Raw genomic sequence first — 24,986 nt, forward strand, 5'->3', positions numbered from 1 at the left:
CTACTAAGGTTCCTTTTATTTATCTATATCTAAGCTAACTTGATTTCTTTTATTAACTACTACATATTTGAGATAAAATCGATTGGTTGGTACTGACGTAATAACTCAATCTCTTCATCCGTTAGTTCTCGGTATTCACCTTTTTGTAATTCTTCTTCATCCAATAAGATAGGGCCCATGGATATTCTCTTCAAGTAAGTTACCTTTTTACCAACAGACTCAAACATCCTTTTCACTTGATGGTATTTCCCTTCAGATATCGTTATGTTTATGATCGATTGATTACCTGCTGAAAGTATTTCAAGTTTTGCTGGCTTTGTTACGTAACCGTCATCTAATTCAACACCTACTTTAAATGATTCAATATCCTCTTTAGTAACTTCACCTAGGATTGTAGCGTAGTACGTTTTAGGTACGTGTTTTTTGGGTGATAGAAGCTGATGTGAAAGCTGACCATCATTTGTTAAGAACAATAAACCTTCAGTATCTTTATCCAGACGACCCACAGGGAATGGCTGACAAACAGCATCTTCCATTTCTAATAAATCAATGACCGTCTCTTGAAGCTCATCTTCGGTTGCAGACAAATAACCTGCTGGTTTGTTCATCAGTAAATAAACATATTCCTTATACTCGATTTTCTCTCCATTAACTGTCACTAGCTGTATTTCTGGTTTCACATGTGTCTTTGGATCCTTTATAACTGCTCCATCTGCTAAGACAACACCTGTTTTCAACATTTTTTTTACTTCTTTACGACTTCCGTAGCCAATGTTTGCTAATAATTTGTCAATTCTCATTCCTTATTGCACCACACGATCATAGTAGTTTATGAAAAGACCCGGTTTTCACCGAGTCTCTTAGCTAGAGTATTTTTATTTTCACCATTGATTTCTTTCTTAACCTTAATTGTGCTTTATTATTCGTTCAGAAATTTAAATATCTCTAAATTTAATTTTGTGTACGTTTTTTAGGTAAAAATTTATTTAATCTGTTTCCAACAATCTTTTCTAACAAATGAGATCGATAGACTAAGTATAAATATACTGCCCCACCAACTACTACTGAAATGCTTACTACAATTGCTGCTTCTATTTTTCCATCCTGATAATCAACAAAAACAGCGAGGATTGATTGCATGACAGAAAGGACTAGTCCCATAAAACAACAGAGGATAGTAATTAATACGGTTCTTTTTACTACTAATCTAAATGAATAACCTGAATGACGCTTAATCATCGCAAATCCATATATTAAAGAGACTGTGTATCCTGCAGCTGTTGCTACAATTGACCCCACACCTTGATACAATTGAATAAGAGTTGTATTCAATGCTAATTTCACGAGAATACCTATAACTAGACTTATTACTGCTAATTTTTGTTTATTAATTCCTTGAAGTATAGCGGCATTTACTGTAAATAGCGAGAACAAGAGCGCTACAGGTGCATACCACATTAAGATCGTTTTGCCAATCTCGTCAGAAACACCATGATAAAAGATATTATAAGCTGGCCCAGCTAATAGAGATAAGCCGATAACAGCAGGCAACGTCAATAAGATAATCAGTTGAAATGTTTGATCAATTTGCTTATGTAGGACCACTCGATTATTGTCAATAAAAGATTTAGTGACAGATGGAATAAGAGTAAGACCAAATGCAGTTGCTAATGAAACCGGAATCATGACAAGTTTTGGGACATACAGCAGTAAAACAGAGAACATATCTTTTGTTACATCCTTGAACCCAGCTTCAATCATTGCACGATTGAATGTATTTGTATCAATATAGTTGTAAAGTGGGATAGCCAATCCAACAAACACAAAAGGTCCTGCATAACTGAAAACTTCTTTAAACATCATCCCTAGTGGCATGGCCTTAGTATCTACTTGGTTTTCTTGCATTGCCAAGAGTGTATGTTTACGGCGCATCCAATAATATAACAAGACTAACAATCCACCTATTGCTCCAACAAAAGCGGCAAAAGTAGCATATCCTACCGCTAATACTAATCCACCGTTAAATACATTAATAATAAGATAAGTGGCTGCTAATAAGAAAATAATTCTGACTAATTGTTCAATCACTTGAGAAACAGCTGTCGGACCCATTGATTGATGCCCTTGAAAAAAACCTCGAACTAAGCTCATCAAAGGCACAATAATTAGGGCTAAGCTAACCATGCGAATAACTAAAATTGCATCATCAACTGTAATTCCGTTAAGGTTGCTGTCTGCTAGTGCGCTTTTAGCAAGAATTGGTGCTAATAAATATAATAGCCCAAATGCAATCAAGCCAGTAACAAGCATAACTGTTATCCCTGCTTTGAACATGCGCCTACTTGTTTGATAATCACCAATTGCATTATATTTTGAAACGAATTTTGATACTCCGGCTGGAAATCCAGCTGTTGCAATACTTAAAAATATAGTATATTGTGCATACCCTGTTTGGAATAATGTTCCACCATCAGTTCCAACCATCGCTGCAAAAGGAATAAGATAAATCATACCTAAAATTCTTGAAATATATGTACCTAACGTTAATACAAAAGTGCCTCTTAACAATTTATTCGACATATTTCTTACTCACCATTCTTCTCTATGAAGATTCAACTTTTCTATTTTACCACAAACCTTCGGTTATTCCATAAATTCAATATGAAGATTCAAGAAAATAATGGAATTTTGTCGACTACTATCATTTTTTGGGCTTTTCCTATTCTTTCGCTATAATAGAAGTAAGTTGAAACCAAAACTAAATCTATTATTTATTATAAAGGTTGTGTAAAAATCGAATGAAATATGATGTGTTAGTAATTGGTGGCGGTCCATCAGGATTAATGGCGGCGATTGCTGGAGGCCAACAGGGCGCTCGTGTACTATTAATTGATAAAGGAAATAAATTAGGTAGAAAACTCGCTATATCAGGTGGAGGTCGATGTAATGTAACAAATCGCCTGCCTATAGACGAACTTATCAAGCATATACCAGGTAATGGTCGTTTTTTATATAGTGCATTCTCCGAATTTAGCAACGAAGATATCATTACCTTTTTTGAGAATCTTGGAATTAAGCTAAAGGAAGAGGATCATGGCCGGATGTTCCCTGTAACTGATAAGGCTCAGTCTGTTGTGGAAGCCTTACTAAATGAACTTAAAAGATTGAAGGTCGAGATCCGCACGAATGAACCTGTGAAGGATGTCAATTATAATAATCAGCAGGTCATAAGTGTCACTCTAGAAAGTGGAGAAACCATCTCAACAAATGCTGTTGTTCTAGCAGTTGGTGGTAAAAGTGTTCCACATACAGGAAGTACTGGCGATGGCTATGCCTGGGCCGAAAAAGCAGGTCACACAATTACAGAGCTTTTTCCTACTGAAGTGCCAATTACGTCCAATGAATCCTTTATCCAAGAAAAAACACTACAAGGATTATCCCTACGAGATGTTGCCTTAAGTGTTTTAAATCCCAAAGGTAAAGCCATTATTACACACAAAATGGACATGATCTTCACCCATTTTGGAATTTCTGGACCAGCCGTTTTAAGATGCAGTCAATATGTTGTTAAAGCAATGAAAAAGTTTAAAACAAATTCAATTTCAGTTAGCATTGATGCAGTACCAGATACGAATGAGGAACAACTTTTTCAAACAACCGTAAACAATCTAAAGTTGGATTCAAAAAAGGCACTCAAAAATGTTTTAAAAGGACTATTACCTGAACGCTATTTGTTATTTTTATTAGAGAAAAATAATATTGACCCATTACTGACATATGACAATCTATCAAACGAAAAGCTTCGAGCATTTGTAAAAGACTGTAAGCAATTTCAATTTAATGTTCATGGAACACTTTCGATTGAGAAGGCCTTTGTTACCGGTGGAGGTGTATCTGTAAAAGAAATACATCCTCGTGAGATGTCCTCAAAATTCAAAGATGGGCTCTATTTCTGTGGTGAGATCCTTGATATTCATGGGTATACGGGTGGGTATAATATTACATCAGCGTTGGTTACTGGTAGACTTGCCGGTTTGAATGCTGCCTTATATTCAGTGCAGTAATATTGAGTTTGTATATTTAGTATTGTTACGTTTCTCCCCAGAAAGAATAAGTATATGCGCGTTTACTCTATGCGGGGCGGGGCAATATAATCTAAGAACTTGTTATAAAAATGCTTTATTATATTATATAGTTAAGAATGAAGTTGGCGCTTAGTGATTGTTACTGACATCCTGTGTTTTAGCCATCCTCATTCTTTTTTTCCTTCCTTTTAGCCCACAAATTGAAATCAGATCTTCGACACCTCTTAAATTTTCAACTGTCACTTTCATTCGTTTGTATTTTCGCTGAAAAATCTTTATTTTTAGTATATTAAAATAAATTAGTTGTAAACGATAATGATAATTGTTATCATTTACTTTGTTATTACTACTATACTAAGAGGAGAAAAACTATGTTCAAATCTAAAAACAAAAGAAACATCATGCTATTTTTGAATCTATTCATTATCCTGTCAATACTCTCAGCTTGTAACAATAAGGAAAGCAATTCAAGTGATAAAGAAACGGAATCAAAAACTTCCACATCACCCGAGTCTTCAAGCTCTACAGAAAAACGAAAATTAACAGATGCACAAGGCCATGAGGTCACTATCCCTGCGAACCCTAAGCGTGTATTAGCTTCTTATTTAGAGGATAATTTAGTAGCTCTCGGAATCAAACCTGTTGCTCAATGGTCTGTAAATAACGGCGCAGATACACTAAAATATTTAGGTGAGGATCTTAAAGGTATCCCTACGATCCCTAGTGAACTGCCATTTGAAGTTGTCGCAAGCTATAAACCAGATCTAATCATCATTGATTCTGCAGATATAGCAGAGGGCGGCAAGTATGATCAATACGCAAAAATCGCTCCTACCTATGTCATTGGAACGGGACAAAATAATGACTGGCGTCAAGAACTACTTACTATCGGTGAGGTGTTTGACAAAAGTGCTGAGGCACAAAAAGTACTAGATGAATATGAGAAAAAAGCACAAGTAGCAAAAGAAAAATTAAAAGAATCTGTCGGGGCAGAATCTGTTGCAGCGATCTGGTTAGTAAGTAAGCAATTTTTTGTCGTTAGCGATACTCTATCCAGTGGTGCTGTGCTATATCAAGATTTAGAACTCACAGCTCCGAATGTAGTAAAAGAACTTGCTAAAAATAGTACTGGAAACTGGAGTCCCATTTCTTTAGAAAAATTGGCTGAGCTTGACGCTGACCACCTCTTCCTTATTAATAGTGATAAGGGCACAGGAGTGGACGTATTTAATGATCCATTATTACAAAATATACCTGCTGTGAAAAAAGGGCATGTATATGAATATCCAACCGACAAAAGTTGGTTATATACTGGTACAATCGCAAATAGCCAAATAATTGATGATGTTTTGGAAAGTATGGATAAGTAAATATCGTTCTACTACCATTTTTATGTCATTCATTTTTATCGATAATTAGAAAATAAACAATGATAAAATAGTAGATTATTGTTCATGCGGAGCTGAGGCTTAAAAATAAACGCTTTCCAGCTTTGTGTGTGCACCTCTGTTTAAACAGTTACAATGGATGGTCAATTTTAACCGCAGTAGGATTGTCAATTCTCGGAAATGATATGGATGCTATTCTCATAACTAGCAGACTAATAAAGCTCATACCAAAAACAGGGATTAATCCTGGCACTTTCCAAAGAATAAATAAACCAACTATCAAGCCAATAATTAACAAAATAGATTGTATGGGGCGACCAATTGTTAGGATGATAGCATATTTAAAGTAGTCTCTTGTTTTCAAGTTAAAATGAACAAATATCGGAAATAAATACAATAATGTCACTAGGTAGGCAGCGATGATAATATATAAGCCAATTGTAAACAGTTGGTTTAATAGACTACTGTCTAATTGATTCAATACTCTTAAGTCTATATACAAAATAAAACCAATCAAGGACCATGCATACCCGATCATGTTTGCTTTAACAAACTCCCTTTTGTAGGTAGTCCAAAACAACTTAAAAACTGGAACTTCTTTTGACTCCATTGTTAATTTTCTCAGAACCGCAAATAAGGCAACTGTTGCCGGAAATATCCCGACTATAAATAAACCTAGCATAGAAAATATCAGCCACAAAAGATTTAATAAAAATAAATTTAAGGCCCATTCGCCAAGACGAAGATACCATTCACCAAAACCTTTCATTGATTATCCCCCGTTCATTATGTCCACTAAATCCTTCTTAAAATCTAATAGCTATTGATCATTTAGACCAATAGCTATATAAAACTACTTAATGACTAGAGAAAAATTCAAAAAGATAGATCAACCTTTTACTGACCCAATCATAACTCCCTTTTCAAAGTACTTCTGTATAAACGGATACACGATCAGTATTGGTAATGTTGAAACGATTATAACACCATACTTTATTTGATCTGCATATCTCTGCGCATACCCTCCAGCAGAACCGCCACTACCTGCACCTTCAGCAAATACTTGATTTGATATAAGAATATCTCTTAATACAATTTGTAATGGCTGTAAGCTATAATCTCTCACATAAATTAAGCCAGTAAAGAAATCATTCCAATGCCACACTAAGTAATAAAGACCAATAACGGATACGACCGCCTTAGACAAAGGTAATACAATTTTCATAAAAAACGTAAAATGACTACATCCGTCAATTGAAGCTGCCTCATACATTTCCTTAGGTATATTACTCTCAAAAAATGTCCTAGTAATAATTAAATTAAAAACATTTACAGAAAAAGGAATAATAAACACCCACATTGTATCTATTAAGTGTAAATCTTTCATTAATAAATAGGTAGGAATTAAACCACCATTAAAAAACATCGTAAAGACAAAGAAAAACATTAAGATCCGTCTTGCTCGGAATTCTTGTCTTGAAAGTACATAAGCTGCTGGTAAAGTGAGCAACAAATTCACAAATGTGCCCAGTAATGAATAGATCATTGTATTTTTATACCCTATCCAAATTCGCGAATCTTGAAAGATTTCCTGATAGCCAAATAGACTAAATCCCTTTGGAATCAATAAGACTTTACCCGTGGAAACAAGGGTCGAGTCACTAACAGAGGCAATAATGACAAAGTACAAAGGATATGCAACAATTAAAAACACGATCGCACATACCACATAAATCACTATATCAAACAACATATCAGAAACATTTTTACCCTTTTTAGTAAGAAGCGCCATGACATTCCCTCCCTGCATGACCATATTTTTAGATCATACTTCATTCATTACCACAAGCTAATGTTTGAAAATCGTTTTGCAATGTAATTCATCGTTAATAGTAAAGCAAAGTTAATGATCGTATTAAACAACCCAATTGCTGCTGCATAACTAAATTGATTTGAAATAATCCCTATCTTGTAAACATACGTTTCAATTACCTCTGAAACTGGTAGGTTTAAAGGGTTTTGCATTAGAAATATCTTTTCAAATCCTGTACTAATAATCGAACCCATATTAAGAATTAGTAGAATAATAATAGTCGGAATAATCGCAGGTATTTCTACATTACGAATTATTTGCCACCTACTCGCACCATCAATCTTAGCAGAATCGTATAATTGGGGATCTACACTTGCTAATGCTGCAAGATATATAATGCTATTCCAACCTACATGCTGCCAAATATCAGAAAGTACATATACTGGGATGAATGTTTTAGTTGACGCTAGTAAATTTGTATCCTCAAACCCTAAAGCATTCATGATATGGCCGACAATACCTGTGTTTGGTGATAATAAAACATTTAGTAATCCAACCAATACTACAATTGAGATAAAGTGTGGTAGATACACTGTAGTCTGTAATATTTTCTTTCCCTTTTTCCATTTAATCTGATTCACTAGCAACGCCAAGATGATAGGTGCAGGAAATCCAATAATAATTGTTGTTAAACTAATAAGGATCGTGTTTCTCATTAAGTCAGTAAACATGTGACTTTCAATAAATTGTTGAAAATATTTTAGACCTACCCACTCTCCCCCTGTAAGCCCCTGAGTAAAGTCGTATTCCCGAAATGCTAATTGAATTCCGTACATAGGTATATAGTTAAAAACAAAGACAATGATGATTGCTGGTAAGATCAATAGCCACAATTGATAATCACGTTTAAACGTATTTAAGATCGTTGGTTTCTTCTGTAAGTTAAGACTAGCAGGATTATTTTTTTTATTTGTTTGGGTGCTTATAAAGGCCATCAATGCATTCTCCTTTATGTAGAATCTAAATAAAAGGGTTAGGACCCTCTAAGTTGAGGATCGCCCTACTATTCTAAAGACTTAAGTTTATTGCTATTTTTCACTCTTATATTCATCATAGTAACCTTGCATAATCTCGGTATTTTTATCGACACCGATTTTCTCTAGTTCCTCGACATAAGCATCCCATTCTGACTCAATACCGCCTTCAGTAACCCACTGAGAATATTTAGACATCGCTAAATTCATCAGATCTGTGTTGGTTAAACTTAATGTATTATTGTCCTCATCACTATATTTGATAAACATACCTGGAAATACATCCTGATCTTTATCAATCGCATCGAATGTTGCTTGTAATGGCTCAGTTTGTTTTCCAACTGATTGCATATCGGTACCGAGAGTTAAATTTAATGAATCCGATATATACATAGGTCCATTATCTGCCCAGGTAGTTGTCCATTTCCATGTTCCAGGATCCATCGCTTCATCTTCTGGTGGTAATACACTGTAAGTCCCATCTCCATTATCTGCAATATTTGTACCAATAGATCCAAATAAAACTTGCATACTTACTTCTGGATCATATAGTTCATTAATAAATTTCATAGCAGCTTCTTTATTTTTCGTTTGGGATGACATTTGGATGAAATTAACTCCATAGTTTAACATGTTATAATCGTAACTCCAGGATACTTCCTCTGTTGAATCAGCAGTTACCTTTAATGGTGCCATTGATGTATATTGCGGTGCTAATGTATTACCAAAACGATCAGTTACTTCCCAACCGTATGTGTATCCAACTTTAGCATTATCACCTTCGCCACGAGATACTGATTGATATTTCGTATAATCCTGTGTAAATACTTCAGAATTTAATAACCCAGCTTCCCAGCATTTATTTAAAAATATGACAAGGTCCTTATAACGTTCATCTTTTAAAAAGTTTTTTACTTCTCCATCTTCTGCAAAAGTGCCATTACCACTAGCATCAGTTAACGTTATTCCCATGCTACCTAACAAAACTGTTGGTTGAAACTGTCCAAATCCCAATGTTCCGGTCGGAGCAAAGTCCATCGGAATCTCATCATTTGGATCTCCGTTCCCATTTGCATCTTGTTCTTTAAATGCAAGTAAAACCTCATATAATTCGTCCCAATTAGTTGGCATTTTTAAACCTAGATTGTCTAACCAAGTCTGATTGATGAATTGTCTTGTAGCCGTCTCTGGCCAAAATCTTTGATATTTAGGCAAACCATAAACTTCTCCCTCAAGTTGAGTAGAAAGTTGCTTCAATTCAGGCTTTTCCTCAAACATTTTTTGTACATTTGGTGCATGTTCAGGAATTAACTCATTTAAGTCTTGAAACAAACCAGTGAATTTTGCAAAGTCTGCATCTGTTATTGCATTCGGTCCCACAATTAAGTCTGGAACATCTCCAGCAGCTAGCATTGCACCCTTTTTCTGATCCCAATCTGCTGTAACTTCTTCCCACTTGATTTCAACACCAGCCCGTTCTTCTGCTTCTTGTAGCCATTCCATCTTTTTAAGGTCTTGCGTAAGTGGATGCTTTGTAATAAGAGCAGTTAAAACTACCTTGCCATCCTCTGTTTTTTCTACTGTTTTGTTGTCACTACAACCAGTTAATGCTACAACTGCAATTAAACAAATGGTGAAAAGAATTTTTGAAATTTTTTTCATAGCACATTCCCCTTTATTTGTTTATTTATATGAAAAAGCTATTATGCAAACCCTTTCATTTGTTAGCATAAGAACTATATCATCAGAATGATAGATTCTACTTTCTTGAATTCTGAATTTTTTCACAACTTGCGTCCTACCTATATTATGACATTTTAAAACTTGATGAGAATTCACAATTCCTCATAAAACATATCTTATTTTTGTTTTTTAGAAAAAATAATTTAATCTAAAAAATGTTAACGTTTAGTTAAATTTCAGTAAAAAAACTTAATTATCGAGTAAATTATTAATAAATATTGAAATATTAAGGTTGAATCAATATTAATATTAAATAATTACTGTTTAATTTAAAAAAATTACAATATATTTTACTAATATTTATTAATTTTACTTATTCGTCATATCCTTTTATTAGAAACAAAACTAGTAAATTTGAATTATTTAATAAATCATATGACACAACAATATTATTTTTTTGTCCTATTAAAAGGAAAATAGGTACCATTGAACTATAAAACATTTACTAGCATGATCCTCATTAGATCAGGCCTACAGAATAGTAATAATTATTCCTTTTCCTTTATACGAAAAAAATAGTAGATAGGAGAATGGTAACTCCTACTACTATCTTATTAATATGTTTCTTAAGCATAAAAGTTTGTGATACAGGTTTCAAGTTACTAGACTGTTAGTAGCTATAATTAGGTTTTTATTTTCACTTTTCTAGCCATTAACCTAATAACTCCACCTATTCCTAGCAACACTGTACCAAGTATTAAATAGTTATATAGCTTTGTAGCTGTATTCGGAAGACTATTCTTATTTTTTTGCTTCGTATCTTCACTACTTTCTACTGTTTGTGTTTCTTCTCCATATCCTGGTTCGAGTGGGTTCTCTCCTTCCCCTGGTTCTGGCGGATTCTCTCCTTCTCCTGGTTCTGGCGGATTCTCTCCTTTTCCTGGTTCTGGCGGATTCTCTCCTTCTCCTGGTTCTGGTAGAACATGAATTTCACTGAATGCTATATGTCCATCATCAACTGTTGCCACACTAATTATCGTAGTACCTGCTTTTATCGCTAATACGTTTCCATTTTCATCAACAACTGCGATGTTTTCATTGCTACTAGACCATACAACTTCCTTATTGACAGCATCATCTGGTGTTACCTTTGCTTTCAACTGCGCCACTTCTCCTACAGTTAACTCCAAGTTTTCTTTATCTATAGAAATGTTTGTTGCTTTTTGTTCATCACTTGGTTCCTTAACTTCTGGTACATTAGCAAGTAAGGCTTCATGTTCAGACTTTGTTACTGGTAATACTGTTCCATGGCGTGGTCTTGTAGGTAATTCGTAATTTTCAGATAGCTTCCACTCACCTGATTGTAAATCAGACGTTTCAAATGGTACGTATCCACGCCCACCAAATTCATCAATAAACATGTACCATTTTTCTTCTGTGTTTGATTTGAAAATCGTTGGACCTTCACCTTGAGAAATAGACCCTTTTCCAATTCCTTCTTTAATAAGTTCGAAGCTAGTATCCAATACAGAATCTCCAACATCCTGAAAAATAAATTTCCCATTTGGTGATGAAGAGCTGTTTCCACGTTCATCTTTTGTAAACCGATAAACCTTTCCATCATCTTTAATCATTGTGGTATCAATAATTGAGTATCCATAATCCATATACACCTCAGGATTTGTAAATGTATGGAAGTCCCGTGTTTTGCTGTACATCATCCGTTGGTAACTAGAACCAGTATGTTCTTCATTGTCAAATAACTTTGATGCCCAAAATACAATATATTCTCCAGTTGTATCGTCATAGACAATTTCTGGTGCCCATGTATTTCCGGCCTCAGATGGTGATACCTCGACCATCCGTTGTTCAGACCAATTGACTAAATCGATTGATTCCCAAACCATGATAGATCTGCTACCAAATCTTTGTGCTCTATCCCAATTCCCATTTCCATTTATCTTTAAATCCGTAGCAATAAGATAGAATTTATCCCCTTCTGGAGATCGGATAATAAATGGATCTCTCAGGCCCTTTTCTCCTAAATCAGAAGTTATAGCTGGTTCACCATTGTTTAACTCTTTCCATTTGAGTGGATTATTACCTTCACTTAAGGCAAAATAAATTTGTTCACCAGTTGAATATCCTTCACCTGTGAAATAACTAAAAACATAGCCTTCATAGTTTTCTTTCTTTGGCAATTCTTTTACATTTGCTAAAAAAGCCTTTGTAACCGTTTGTTCACCTAAACTGATTGTAGCTGTTATCTTAACTTTTATATCCCCTTCACCATTTTTCGGACGAGTAACTTCACCTGTTTGGGTAATGACAAAGGGATCACTTGATTTCCAGGTGACTCTTGATTCATATTGTCCGAATTTCGGTAATGTTAGATTACCTCTTACATCATTTATATTGTATACAGTTAACTTCTCGGCAGCTAATTTAATAGCTACTGAATCCTGTTGTTTCTTTAAAACAATTACCGAAAATTCCTTCTTAACAGAATCAGTTCCATCTGAGATTGTTGCAACAATCGTTACTGTTTGATTACCCTCTTTAAAAGTCGGTCTTGTAACGTCCCCATTGTTGGTAATCATATTTTGATTTAGAGATTCCCACGTGATGGTTGTTCCATTAACTCCAGTCTTAGGTAATAACAAATTAGAAGTGATTTTGTTCTTGTTTTCGTTTTTATTAATAAATGTTGAATAATCTAACTGATTTGCTGCATGTTCTAACATTAAATTCTCCATATTGGTTATTTTTTTGTCAGCTTCTAGCTTTAGATCATTTACTTGTGAGGCTGTCATTGCTCCATCATACACCTCAAAATCTGCAATCATTCCGCCAAAATAAGGATCTGCGGAATAAAAGGATCGACCGATATAACCACTTATTCCATTTATGTTGTTTATTTGCTCTAATGTGTAACCATTTGTCGATCCAGTAGCAACTTCTAAACCATCAATATATAGTGTTATCGTTTCTTTTTCACCTGAAATAACAGCTGTAACTAGCCTCCATTCATTCGCTTTCAAGGGACCTGTTGTAGCATTAGACCCTGCTTCATTATTCCAACTTGTTACACCAAGCCCTACTCGTGCTGAACGGTCTCCTGAATTACGACTTGGGGTCATATAAAGATACTTGTTACTATCCTGACCTAATGCAAAAATCCATTCTGCTTCACTATTTCCGCTCCAATTTACTAATGATGAAACCGTGAGATCTTTCTTATCATTTAATACCCCCTTAGGAATTTCAATATAAGAACTTGAAGAACCACCCTGAAAGCTAATTGCCCCGGTTTCTGTTCCTTTAATTAAATCTACACCTTCTGGATTTATAAGCTTCCCTTCAAAATTACCGACATTATCCTTTACTTTTGTCCCATCAATCTTATTCATTTCATAGTCAAGTATTAATGTTGTTTCTTCCGGTTCCTCTGGTTTTGGCATATCTGTATCCTCATCCACTAAGCGAACAACCTCTTCAGCATTTAAAGCACGATTATAAATTCTAAAATCATCTAAATTACCCTTAAATGTCTTGTGACCTGTTTTACTTGACTTACCTAAATAATTCATCGTTGTCTCAAGTAACATTCTAGGTTCTACATTATAAGTCGAGCTTCTCGAGACCTCTTTACCATCAACGTATAAAACGGCATCGAATCCTTCCATTGTAATTGCGACGTGTTGCCACTTGGAAGATGTCAGTTTTGGAGCTCTAACAGCATATTTGTATGAGCTTTCTAACAACGTATTTTCATTTGCAAACTTTTCTGTAAACGGCGTTACAACTGCAAATTCTAGTCCTTCTGTATCACCTTGTGTACTTAAATACATTGTATTCCGATTGGCAACTCTACCTGTATCTGAAGAAAAATCAAAAATTCGTTGATTCGCTTGATTCTCCACAATATTGATCCAAGTTGACATTGTCATATTTTTTAAATTAAGATCCTTTATCATGTTTTTAGGCAATTCAACATAACCAGTTTCCCCATCTAGATTTACAGACCCAGTAGAATTCCCTATTGTATTGTTCCTGTCGATTTCAGAGCCACCTACTAACTTTGCGTCATACCCATTCGCTGAAAGATCTTTTACTGTTGATCCATCGATATTTTCAGGATCAAATGTGTAATGAACAACCGGTTTTTCGGAAGGTTCTGGTCCAGGTTTATTATATTTGTCTTGTAAAGCATTATACTCCTCGCTCGTGATCGGAATAACCGTTCCATGACGTGGTCCGGGTGGCAGTGCATACTCAGAAGCTGAAAGTAAGTTATTTTTAAATTGGTTTCCATCCTCAAGATCATTGGACCAGCGAACATGGTACGGCCATGAATCAAGAAACATATACCACTTTTCTTCATTGATATCTTTAAAGACTGTTTGTCCTTCATTATTACCTTGATGACCTATTAATCCTTTGTTACCATCCTTAGTTCCAGGAATAACATCAAATTGAAAGCCATTGTTTTCATTATTGTCTGCATCATCAAATACATTTGAAGCTTTTTCATAATAAACCTTGTAATTCACTTCTGATTTCGTTAATCGATACAGTGTATCATTATTTTTAATAAAGCTTGTATCTATTGTTGGGAAGCCTTCATCAATAAATACTTTTGGTTCTGAGAATGAATGGAAATCTCTAGTTGTTGCATAATACATAACATTGTATTGACCAGCTGGCCTTCCATTTGGATAGTCCCCATATGTTTCCACGTTTTTCATTGAAGAAGCCCAAAAAACCACGTATTCTCCTGTTTTTTCATCGTATATCGCCTCAGGAGCCCATGTATTTCCACCAGTCTTAGGAGCAACTTCGACCATTCTTTGTTCACTCCAGTTTACTAGATCATCAGACTCCCAAATCATCAGATGGTGGCTCCCTGTTATTTGCGCTTGGTCAAAGTTGGTACTTTCACCCATCTTTAAATCTGTCGCTAGCATATAAAATTTATCTCCCTCGGGAGACCGGATAATAAACGGATCTCTCAACCCTTTTTCACCCATTGTTGATTGAAGGACTGATTTTCCATTATTCAATGCTCTCCACTGTAATGGATCTTCAGCAGTAGCAAAGGAAATTTCCTCTCCACCTTCGTATTCTCCAGTAAAATAAGAGAAAAAGTAGGCATCATAATCAAGCTTACCTGGATCCTTTAATACAGTTAGGTCAAATTCCTTTTTCTGTTCAATCGTCCCTTTCGTTAACGTTGCTGTTAATTTCACATTCGTATCTTTATTTGGTCTTGTTACCCACCCAAGCAATTTAGCATTTTCAGTAGCTTGTTGCGTTCCTTTAATGATTTCCGGGTTTGAAGATTCCCATGTAATGATAGATCCGTGTTCACCATCTATTGGCAGCTTCACATTCCCTTTTACCTGTTTGGGGTTATGAATTTGTAGTTTCTCTTTATCTATATTTACTAGTTGATCATCCGAAGATTGTTTAAGTACAGTTACAATAAATGTTTTTGTAGCTGTGTGTCCCTCATAATTAAAAGTAGCCGTGAGCTCAATTTTGACATCTGATTCACTTGATTTTGGGCGTACAACCTTACCATCATCCCCGATCACTTCCTGATTATTTGATGCCCACGTAATGTCGACTCCATGCTTACCTTTAACTGGTAAAGCAAGATTATTTGTGATCTTTTCTGAATCTTGATCCGTTTTATCTAAATAATCAGTTATATCAAGAGACTTCTCTGCTTCACTTAATACTAGTTGATTTATTTTATCAACCTTGTTAGCAGTCTCTTCATATAAACTAGCAATTTCATTTTCTGATAATGCTCCATCATACACTTTAAAATCTCCTACCATTCCTTTAAAATAGTCATCATTTTTAAAGATAGACTTTCCAATAAATCCAGAAATCCCAGCAGAGGAATCAATGATTTCTGATAATTTATTCCCCCCAGCTGATCCAGAAGTGATTTTTTCTCCATTAACATACAATGTAATCGTGTTAGTTGTCTCAGAGAAAACAACGGTGGCTACTTCCCATTCATTCGCTTTTAGACTTGATGCCCCTTTAATAAGTGATTCATTTCTCCACCCCGCCTTGGAAATACCTGAACCAGCAACATTCCCTGATCCATGATTAGGTGTTACAAAAAAGTATTTATTACCATTCTCTGCATCATTCGTTACTGTTCCTAATCCAAAAACCCAACGGTTTACCCCATCATTATCCCAATTAACGAGACTTGATATTGTAACCTCTTCTAAACCAGTTAATAAATCTGCTCCATCTTTACTCTTTGGAATTTCGATATATCCACTATTTGATGTTGAATTCCCTCCATTAAATGCTGCAAATCCTATTTCATTATTGTTGACTAATTGTCCATTTTCTACATTCTTAAATTCACCATCAAATTGTCTATCACTTCCAGATACATCCTTAATAATCATTTTCGAACCTACATTGCTTGAAGATTTCATATCATAATGAAGGATTAGCTCAGTGCTCTTTGATTCAGGTTCCACTGCAACTAAAGATTGCGGAAAAACCCCTGAAACTGTATTAAAAAACATGATACATAATAAAAAAATCGAAAGATTTCTCTTTTCCATTCTTCACTCTCCTAGAAATTCGGATATCTATTCATTGAAAATATATTAATGATGAGTAATTGTCGTTTTTTTGCTGTCACTTCTCAGAACGCTCACTCTTTGAAAGACTATAAACATTAATAACAATGCACCAATTGCAATTTTCGTCCACCATGAGCTAAGTGTACCTTCGAAGACAATAAGAGTTTGGATAATTCCTAGAATAAGTACTCCAAAGACGCTTCCTGCTACATAACCTACCCCTCCAGTTAGCAGAGTTCCTCCAATAACAACAGCTGCAATTGCATCCAATTCTAAACCATTTGCATGAAGTCCGTATCCTGAAAGCATATAGAAGGTAAAAACTACACCTGCAAGAGAAGAGCAAAAGCCACTTAACGTGTAAATCATTATTTTTGTTCTTGAAACAGGTAACCCCATTAATAAAGCAGATTGTTCACTGCCACCTATTGCATATACATTTCGTCCAAATTTTGTATAATGAGCGATATATATTGCTATAAAAACGACAAGTAAAGCAATCACTACACTTATTGAAATAAAATAATCCCCAATAAAGATTTTTGTGCTGGCAACGTATTGGAAAAAGGTATTATTTATTGCAATCGTTTCTACACTAATAAGATAGCTAAGCCCCCTTGCTAAGAACAAGCCGGCTAATGTTACGATAAAAGGTTGCAAGTTAAAGTAATGAATGAGGCAGCCCATAGTAAAGCCGAGTGTTGTACCAATCAACAAAGCAATTGGTATAACAATCCATGGTGACAGTTGCACATTTTCTAATAAACTCGCTGTCACCATACTTGTTAATGCAATGACAGATCCGACAGATAGATCTATCCCACCTGATAAAATAACAAATGTCATCCCTACAGCGACAATGATTAAAAAGGCATTATCAATAAATAAATTCAAAAATACTTGGGGAGAAGCAAACCCAGTATATTTAAGTGTTCCATAGAGATACATTAATAAAAACAATCCAAGAGTGACCATGACAGGAATTTGTTTGTTATTTACTTTTAACTTTTTCAAGGTAAAGTCACTCCCTTTTCTTTATCCCGACTGTTCGATAAGCTATTTTTTTTCTTCGGTTTAAATTGTCCTAACACTTTCTCTCTAAAAGAAGGGGATTGTAATAAACAAACGACCATCACAACCACTGCCTTAACAACTAGATTCGTTTCAGGGGGTATCCCAATTGAGTAGATAGTTGTTGTTAAACTTTGTATAATTAACGCGCCTACAACTGTACCTATTAAGAAAAACCTACCACCCATTAATGAAGTTCCACCTATTACAACAGCTAAAATTGCGTCAAGTTCATACCACAGACCAGCGTTATTACCATCAGCACTTGCTACATTTGAGCTTAAAATTAATCCGGCAATACCCGCACAAAGCCCTGAAAATAGATAGACAAGTAGAATGATATTTTTTGAATTAATACCCGCTAAACGGCTTGCTTCTGGATTTGACCCTACTGATTCGATAAATAACCCGATGGATGTTCTTCTAGTCAAATAGAGTGCACTAACAAGGACAGCAGCCACAATAAAAATAGAAAAGGGAAGCGTAAACAAGTAACCTCCGCCAATAAAGGAATATGGCTCATAGTAAATTGTCGTGATTTGTCCGTTAGTAATTAACTGTGCGATACCACGTCCTGCTACCATTAAAATAAGTGTAGCAACGATTGGCTGAATTCCTAATCTGGAAACTAGGAGGCCATTCCATAGTCCAGCTAGTAAAGACAAACCAACTGCTAGTCCAATTGCTAAAAATAGCGGCATTAAACGATCATTTGAAACACCGACACTTTGTCCCACTGTCATTGCTGCAATCGCGCCAGACATCGCAATGACGGATCCTACTCCAAGGTCAATCCCTTTAGTGGCAATTACTAATGTCATTCCTAAAGAAATTAGAAGAAGCGGTGCCCCACGATTCAAGATATCAATGATACTACCTGTTAAATGTCCGTTTCTTACTTCAATCATAAAAAATTTCGGATCGAAAAATAAATTGATTGATAGGATTAAAAGTAATACAACGATTGGCCAAAATAATCTATATTTCATCATCTCATACCATCCCCCCAGCTATTTCCTTCATTATATCTTGATGGGTAATTTGCTGGTTATTCTCAATTTCTGAAACCATTTTATGGTCTCTAAGTACAGCAATCTTCCTACAGGTCCGTAGAACCTCTTCAAGTTCTGAGGATATGAACAAAATGGACATCCCCTTCTCGCTAAGAGAAACCATTAGTTTTTGTATCTCTGCTTTTGCTCCAACATCGATTCCTCTAGTTGGTTCATCAAGAATGAGCAATTCAGGATTTGTAATTAACCATCTTGCTAACAGAACCTTCTGTTGGTTACCACCACTCAAATTTTTTATTAATTGATCCGGATTAGGTGGATTAATATTTAATAATTTGATATATTCTTCGACAATTTCATCTTGTTTTTTTCGTGGTATATAATCAAACCAACCTTTTATACCTTGGATTGCTAAAATCATATTTTCACGAATGGTTAAATCGGCTATTATTCCTTCTGTTTTTCTATTCTCAGAGGAAAAAGCAATACCATTTGCAATTGCTTGTTTTGGTGAATTAATTTGTATACTCCGACCTTTCATTTTGATCTCACCAGTATCAGCTTTATCTGCACCAAATAAGAGTCTTGCTAATTCAGATCTTCCTGAACCTAACAGGCCAGCTAATCCAACAATCTCTCCTGAATGAAGTTCAAGGTTGAATGGAGAAATACTTCCCTTTTTAGAAAGCTGCTTCGCCGCTAATAACGGTTCCACTTTGTCTTCTTTTTTTGTATGTATTGTAGATGGTGCTGATAATGATCCGAATTCTGTTAATTCTTTCCCAATCATCTTTGATACCATTTCAAGTCTAGGAAGGTCCTTTGTCATATGCTCACCAACCCATTCACCATTTCGTAAAATCGTTATCCTATCCGTTATTTCATATATCTGATCTAGGAAATGGCTGATAAATACGATAGACATTCCTTCTGCTTTCAGTTTTCTAATAACAGTAAATAATTGATTTACCTCATTTAAGTCAAGACTTGATGTCGGCTCATCTAAAATAAGTACTTTAGCAGAAACATTTAGGGCACGAACAATTGCTATCATTTGTTGAATTGCCACAGAATATGAAGACAGTGACTTTGTTACATCAAGATCTAAATTCAGTCTTGCTAACAGCTCCTCTGATTGTCGATTCATTTCCTTCCAGTTAATTCTGCCTTTTTTCATTATTTCTCTTCCAATAAAGATGTTTTCAACAACAGATAAATTCGTGCATAGATTCACTTCTTGATAGACCGTACTAATTCCTACTTCTTGAGCCTCAAGAGGATTTGTTATATATACTGGTTTGTTATCAAACAGCACACTACCTTCGTCATATGAATAGACACCGGTTAACACTTTTATTAACGTTGACTTCCCTGCTCCATTCTCACCCATTAATGCATGCACTTCGCCTGGGAATAAACGGAAACTCACATTTGACAACGCTCTAACCCCGGGGAAAACCTTAGTAATTCCTGACATTTCTAACCTTGGATTTTGATCGGTCATACTCTTTACCCCCCTACTTACATTCCAGTCTGTTTATAAGAAGCCACTTAAAGACCACCTAGTATTGTCAATCAAACTGACGATCCTCTAGAATTGGCCTTTAGTAGCTCTTAATTAATTCATAGTGATTAGTACTTACGATCAGGAAGAAGTTCTTCCGCTTGATCCATTGTAAAAATGCCTTCCTCAACTGCTATACGTTTTTCCAACTCTTCGCCAGCAAGATGCTTTTCAATTAATTCAACTAATTGAGGACCGAACAGTGGATTACACTCAACTGTAACATTCATTTTCCCTGCTGCCATTGCTTCAAAAGCTCCTTTAACAGCATCAACACCAATAATTTTAATATCCTCACCTGGTTTTAAACCGTATTCTTCAATGGCTTGAATAGCACCAATAGCCATGTCATCATTATGAGAATATAAAACATCGATATTATCTCCATCTGATTTCAAAAATGCCTCCATTACCTCTTTACCTTTTGCACGAGTAAAGTCACCCGTTTGAGACTTTGTAATTTTGAATTTAGGTTGATCAGCCAAAATTTCTTCAAAACCTTCTTTTCGATCAATTGCAGGCGCTGATCCTACAGTACCTTGTAATTCAACGATATTTACTTCTTCTTGATCACCGACCTCTTCAATAAGCCAATTTGCAGCCTTTCTACCCTCTTCAATAAAATCAGATCCTAAGAATGTAACCCAAAGTGAATCATCTTCGATATCAACGGCACGATCAGCTAGAAACACTGGTATTTCTGCATCTTTAGCTTCCTGTAGTACCGTTTCGAAACCAGTTTCAACTACAGGTGAGAATACGATCGCATCTACCTTTTGAGCGATAAAGGACCTAATCGCTTTTATTTGGTTTTCTTGTTTTTGCTGAGCGTCAGAGAATTTCAATTCATGACCCGCATCAGTAATGGCACTTTTAACAGATTCTGTATTTGCTGTTCTCCATTCACTCTCTGCTCCAACTTGAGAAAAACCAATAACTAATTTATCACCTGACTTTTCACCCGAACTTCCATTATCTTTACTTGGACTAGCTTCTCCACCAGTATTCCCAGATGAGCTACACGCCGCTAGTAGTAGCATCAGTGACATCATAAGTAACAATAAAACATTTAGTTTCAGTATTTTTTTCATCTTATAATTCCCCCCCTATTTTTTTCGCTATTATCAGACTTTTAATCCTTCAAGCTAGCGTAATTAGATTATAAAACGCTTTCAAAATAAGATGAATAGAATTGCTTTTGATTAACATGCAATTTATTTGGGATTTTATTGTTCAAAAATAAAAAAAATGGATTATTTTTTGAAATGTGGATTATTTTTCGATTCATCCTCCATTTCCATCATTTAAATATTCTATACAGTAAACACCTTACCTAGTAATCGCTTACATATGTGGTATAATTTTATAAAATATTATTAAAAGGGTTTTTTATCTATGAAAAAATGGGTAATTTCAAGTTTACGTGCTAAGCTCCTGATTATGTTTGTCATACTAACAGCAATCCCACTTATTTTTGTAGGGCTGGTTTCCTATGTTAAATCAATTAATATCATCTCAGAAAACGCTCATACATTTGCACAGCTTCAAGCTAGTCAAGTTAGCCAGGAAATTGATGTCATTTTCCAAGATGCTATGAGATTTACTGAGATCAGTAAGCTTGAGAGTACGATTTCATTTTTAATGAATGATGAAAACACCTATGATGAAGCAAAAGGTATTTTAAATATGTTTAGCTTCTATCGCGAAATCTATCAATCAAGTAATACGATTCAATCGATTAGTATTTTTAATTTAGATGGCAAGGCAATAAGTGAAGATAAGGGTGTGCATCAATTAGAAACGTTACCAGCAAAGAACCCCGATTATAAACAGATACTATTATCTCCAAAGGATACGCTTATTCAACCCGCTGTGATTAACAATAAACCTGTCATTTCAATAACTGATACTGTCGTACTGGATATTACCGGTGAAGTAATCGGGTTTATTAACATTCTAGTCGACTCCTCTGCGATCGAAGATATTTTAAGTGAAGCTACTCTTGGAGATTCTGGAGCCTTTTACATAGAAACAGCATCAGGCGAATCCTTATTTCTAACTTCCACTAAGTACACTGGGAGACATTTGATCCCAAGATGGCGGCAAATGAAAGAGGAAAACTCTGGGTACATGACTAATGCCTCGCGAACAACCTTTACCGTATTTGATACAATTGCTACAACAGGTTGGAAAATTATTGGCCAAGCACCAGTCAGTGAGCTAATGAAAGCTTCCAATGATATACGAAGTTTAATCTTTATTACCGTTGCATTTAGTATTATTTTTACAATTACTCTTTATTATTTTATATCGTCCAAGCTCATTAGGCCTATTCGCCATTTAAAGGAAAAAATGAAGATTGCTTCTTTAGGGAATCTGGACGTAAAGGTTGTTAATGAAAGCTCTGATGAAATTGCAGATCTCGGAAATAGTTTTAATATTATGCTTGCAAAGATTAAATCACTGCTTCAAAAAAGTGTAAATGAGCAAAAACAGCTGACCAATGCCGAATTCAGAGCATTACAAAGTCAAATTAACCCTCACTTTCTTTACAATACGTTAGACAATATCATCTGGATGGCAGAATCAAAAAAGAGCAGTGAAGTGATTGAAATGACCAAAGCATTATCTAATTTTTTCCGGATTACATTAAGCAATGGAAAAGATTCAATTACTTTAGAGAAAGAGATTGAACACATACGAAACTATTTAACGATTCAAAAAATAAGATACCGAGATATACTTGATGTCACGTTTGATTTTAATGATGAAATATTGAATTTTTCCATCTTAAAATTAACCTTGCAACCTCTCGTTGAAAACGCCATTTACCATGGAATTAAAAATAAACGTGGGAAAGGCATAATCCATATTAAAGGGGACTTCAACAAAACAGGAGATATATGTATTGATATTATTGATAATGGAATTGGCATGAAAGAAGATGAGTTAATTAGAATCCGGCAGCAATTAACCCGAGGAATTCCTCTTAATAAAGACAGTGGTGGATTTGGTATGGTCAATGTACAACAAAGAATTCAGCTATACTACGGAAAACCCTATGGGCTTACTCTCGACAGTAAGTACGGAGATGGAACACATATTTGTTTAATCATTCCAGCGATGAGGTGATCCTGTGAAAAAAATATTTTTACTTGATGATGAAGTGCAAGTTCGAGAGGGGATACAACGGTCCATTAATTGGCAAAAAGAAGGATTTGAATATTGTGGCGATGCCCCAGATGGTGAGATTGCCCTGCCTTTGATTGAAAAATATAAACCAGACATTGTAATTACTGATATAAAAATGCCCTTTATGGATGGTTTTGAGGTAAGTCGAATCCTTCGAGAAAAAATGCCATGGATAAAAATTATCATTCTTAGCGGGCACGATGAATTTGAATACGCACGTGAAGCTATGAGAATTCAAATCTATGAATATTGTTTAAAGCCAATCAGTTCGACAGAATTACTTACAACTTTGCATAACGTTTCTAAACAAATTGATCTTGAAGAAATTGAAAAAAGGCGTTTGGATGAATTAGAAAATCAGGTGTTTAAAAGCGAATCCTTCTCACGTGATCTTTTTCTAAATGAACTTTGCGAAGGCGCTTATACTGCTTCAGAAGCAATAAAACATGCTACAGAACTAGATATCGATTTGATTTCAAGCTATTATTGTACCTTTATTATTGAATCAGAAAAGATAGATGATTTTCCATATGAATGGCTTAATGAACAAATTTGCAGCATCCAATTTAAACGGAAGTCAAAGGAAGCTGTTTTTATTTTAAAAGGTGATTCTAGAGATAAACTCGAACAACAGATTACCACCGTTAAAGACAAGTTACTCAATATGACTAAGAGGAGCTCTGACCATCCGATATTATTTGGATTTGGAAAAATTGAAGATCGGATTCGAGGAATAGCCACCTCTTTTTCAGATGCCGAAGAAGAGAAAAGCTATTACCGAGTTCTTCAAAGCTATACTTCGAAGAACTTCAGTGGTGAACCTTTACAAGCGGATTTACATGTTTTTAATCGGAAAGAATTAATTCATTTCTTACGATTTGGTGAAGTAGGGAACATTCCGACATTTTCATTATCTTATTCTGCTTATTTAAAAGATGCAAAAACCCGCACACCATTTTTCACTTATTACTTTTTACTCGATTTTACTATGACAATTAAACATTATTTAATGGAAATGGATACAGATCCTACTACCATTCATGAACTAAATAAAATGGAGGTAAACGCTAGCTGGGTTAGGGAGTATCCTGAAATGCTTATTTACATACGAGAAATGCTCCAGCTCATCATCGAATCTAGGGATCAAATGACTACAAAATTCAGTCCTACTATTATTAAGGCAAAGGACTATGTAAAGGACCATTTCAATGACTCACAGTTGTCACTTCAAACTATCGCAAACATTGTAAATGTTAGTCCCTCATATTTTAGTCATATGTTTAGCCAAGAAACAGGTCAAACACTTATTGAATATATAACGATGATTCGAATCGAGCATGCCAAAGAACTGCTTAAAACGACCAAATATAAAACATATGAAGTAGCACATAAAGTGGGTTATAGTGACTCTCATTATTTTTGCAACTTATTCAAAAAAGTAACTGGCATGACGACTAGAGAATTTAAAGCGCATCGGACAACCTTTAACATTTAAGCATTTGGTGTTTTCGAAAATATTG

Annotated in this window: 15 protein-coding genes; 4 read left to right on the forward strand and 11 right to left on the reverse strand. The window is 35.1% G+C overall.

The window, feature by feature from the left end; genetic code table 11:
* Positions 1-59: 59 nt before the first annotated feature.
* Both AC6CHR_RS20280 and AC6CHR_RS20285 read right to left on the reverse strand, forming a co-directional pair.
* The gene (locus tag AC6CHR_RS20280) at positions 60-800 is read right to left on the reverse strand and encodes a pseudouridine synthase (protein ID WP_498250853.1); all 741 of its coding nucleotides are present in this window, start codon (positions 798-800) and stop codon (positions 60-62) included.
* 151 nt (positions 801-951) lie between these two features.
* A complete protein-coding gene (locus AC6CHR_RS20285; RefSeq protein WP_498250854.1) occupies positions 952-2,580 on the reverse strand; it encodes a putative polysaccharide biosynthesis protein in 1,629 nt (542 codons plus the stop codon).
* A gap of 218 nt (positions 2,581-2,798) precedes the next feature.
* Here AC6CHR_RS20285 and AC6CHR_RS20290 point away from each other — a divergent pair, with 218 nt between their 5' ends.
* Both AC6CHR_RS20290 and AC6CHR_RS20295 read left to right on the forward strand, forming a co-directional pair.
* On the forward strand, positions 2,799-4,064 hold the full coding sequence (locus tag AC6CHR_RS20290) for a BaiN/RdsA family NAD(P)/FAD-dependent oxidoreductase (protein WP_498250855.1): 1,266 nt from the start codon (positions 2,799-2,801) through the stop codon (positions 4,062-4,064).
* Positions 4,065-4,456: 392 nt separating this feature from the next.
* Positions 4,457-5,455 (forward strand): iron-hydroxamate ABC transporter substrate-binding protein, encoded by a 999-nt coding sequence (locus tag AC6CHR_RS20295; protein WP_498250856.1) that lies wholly within the window; start codon positions 4,457-4,459, stop codon positions 5,453-5,455.
* A 148-nt stretch (positions 5,456-5,603) separates the two neighbouring features.
* Here AC6CHR_RS20295 and AC6CHR_RS20300 read toward each other — a convergent pair whose 3' ends face one another.
* From AC6CHR_RS20300 to AC6CHR_RS20340, 9 genes are all read right to left on the reverse strand, one after another.
* Positions 5,604-6,242, reverse strand: a complete 639-nt coding sequence (locus AC6CHR_RS20300) for a YesL family protein (RefSeq protein ID WP_498250857.1) — start codon at positions 6,240-6,242, stop codon at positions 5,604-5,606.
* Between the two features lie 120 nt (positions 6,243-6,362).
* Positions 6,363-7,226 (reverse strand): carbohydrate ABC transporter permease, encoded by an 864-nt coding sequence (locus tag AC6CHR_RS20305; protein ID WP_498250947.1) that lies wholly within the window; start codon positions 7,224-7,226, stop codon positions 6,363-6,365.
* An 86-nt stretch (positions 7,227-7,312) separates the two neighbouring features.
* On the reverse strand, positions 7,313-8,281 hold the full coding sequence (locus tag AC6CHR_RS20310) for an ABC transporter permease (protein ID WP_498250859.1): 969 nt from the start codon (positions 8,279-8,281) through the stop codon (positions 7,313-7,315).
* 93 nt (positions 8,282-8,374) lie between these two features.
* Positions 8,375-9,982, reverse strand: a complete 1,608-nt coding sequence (locus AC6CHR_RS20315) for an extracellular solute-binding protein (protein ID WP_498250861.1) — start codon at positions 9,980-9,982, stop codon at positions 8,375-8,377.
* Between the two features lie 704 nt (positions 9,983-10,686).
* A complete protein-coding gene (locus AC6CHR_RS20320) occupies positions 10,687-16,605 on the reverse strand; it encodes an immunoglobulin-like domain-containing protein (protein ID WP_498250862.1) in 5,919 nt (1,972 codons plus the stop codon).
* 45 nt (positions 16,606-16,650) lie between these two features.
* A complete protein-coding gene (gene yjfF / locus AC6CHR_RS20325; RefSeq protein ID WP_498250863.1) occupies positions 16,651-17,640 on the reverse strand; it encodes a galactofuranose ABC transporter, permease protein YjfF in 990 nt (329 codons plus the stop codon).
* On the reverse strand, positions 17,637-18,689 hold the full coding sequence (locus tag AC6CHR_RS20330) for an ABC transporter permease (RefSeq protein ID WP_498250864.1): 1,053 nt from the start codon (positions 18,687-18,689) through the stop codon (positions 17,637-17,639). Before AC6CHR_RS20330 ends, yjfF begins: the two co-directional genes overlap by 4 nt.
* A 1-nt stretch (position 18,690) precedes the next feature.
* The gene (locus tag AC6CHR_RS20335; protein WP_498250865.1) at positions 18,691-20,214 is read right to left on the reverse strand and encodes a sugar ABC transporter ATP-binding protein; all 1,524 of its coding nucleotides are present in this window, start codon (positions 20,212-20,214) and stop codon (positions 18,691-18,693) included.
* Between the two features lie 128 nt (positions 20,215-20,342).
* A complete protein-coding gene (locus tag AC6CHR_RS20340; RefSeq protein ID WP_498250866.1) occupies positions 20,343-21,365 on the reverse strand; it encodes an ABC transporter substrate-binding protein in 1,023 nt (340 codons plus the stop codon).
* A gap of 304 nt (positions 21,366-21,669) precedes the next feature.
* On the opposite strand from AC6CHR_RS20340, the gene AC6CHR_RS20345 reads away from it, so the two are divergent.
* Entirely contained in the window at positions 21,670-23,406 is a 1,737-nt protein-coding gene (locus tag AC6CHR_RS20345) for a sensor histidine kinase (RefSeq protein ID WP_498250867.1), read from the forward strand.
* 4 nt (positions 23,407-23,410) lie between these two features.
* The gene (locus tag AC6CHR_RS20350) at positions 23,411-24,961 is read left to right on the forward strand and encodes a response regulator (protein WP_498250868.1); all 1,551 of its coding nucleotides are present in this window, start codon (positions 23,411-23,413) and stop codon (positions 24,959-24,961) included.
* Positions 24,962-24,986 lie beyond the last annotated feature (25 nt).

The organism is Metabacillus sp. GQ13, assembly GCF_059758525.1.

What these genes read in the sequence shown, in the direction of transcription:
- AC6CHR_RS20280 (WP_498250853.1), bottom strand. Translation starts at nt 800, where the DNA reads ATGAGAATTGACAAATTATTAGCAAACATTGGCTACGGAAGTCGTAAA.
- AC6CHR_RS20285 (WP_498250854.1), bottom strand. Translation starts at nt 2,580, where the DNA reads ATGTCGAATAAATTGTTAAGAGGCACTTTTGTATTAACGTTAGGTACA.
- AC6CHR_RS20290 (WP_498250855.1), top strand. Translation starts at nt 2,799, where the DNA reads ATGAAATATGATGTGTTAGTAATTGGTGGCGGTCCATCAGGATTAATG.
- AC6CHR_RS20295 (WP_498250856.1), top strand. Translation starts at nt 4,457, where the DNA reads ATGTTCAAATCTAAAAACAAAAGAAACATCATGCTATTTTTGAATCTA.
- AC6CHR_RS20300 (WP_498250857.1), bottom strand. Translation starts at nt 6,242, where the DNA reads ATGAAAGGTTTTGGTGAATGGTATCTTCGTCTTGGCGAATGGGCCTTA.
- AC6CHR_RS20305 (WP_498250947.1), bottom strand. Translation starts at nt 7,226, where the DNA reads ATGTTGTTTGATATAGTGATTTATGTGGTATGTGCGATCGTGTTTTTA.
- AC6CHR_RS20310 (WP_498250859.1), bottom strand. Translation starts at nt 8,281, where the DNA reads ATGGCCTTTATAAGCACCCAAACAAATAAAAAAAATAATCCTGCTAGT.
- AC6CHR_RS20315 (WP_498250861.1), bottom strand. Translation starts at nt 9,982, where the DNA reads ATGAAAAAAATTTCAAAAATTCTTTTCACCATTTGTTTAATTGCAGTT.
- AC6CHR_RS20320 (WP_498250862.1), bottom strand. Translation starts at nt 16,605, where the DNA reads ATGGAAAAGAGAAATCTTTCGATTTTTTTATTATGTATCATGTTTTTT.
- AC6CHR_RS20330 (WP_498250864.1), bottom strand. Translation starts at nt 18,689, where the DNA reads ATGATGAAATATAGATTATTTTGGCCAATCGTTGTATTACTTTTAATC.
- AC6CHR_RS20335 (WP_498250865.1), bottom strand. Translation starts at nt 20,214, where the DNA reads ATGACCGATCAAAATCCAAGGTTAGAAATGTCAGGAATTACTAAGGTT.
- AC6CHR_RS20340 (WP_498250866.1), bottom strand. Translation starts at nt 21,365, where the DNA reads ATGAAAAAAATACTGAAACTAAATGTTTTATTGTTACTTATGATGTCA.
- AC6CHR_RS20345 (WP_498250867.1), top strand. Translation starts at nt 21,670, where the DNA reads ATGAAAAAATGGGTAATTTCAAGTTTACGTGCTAAGCTCCTGATTATG.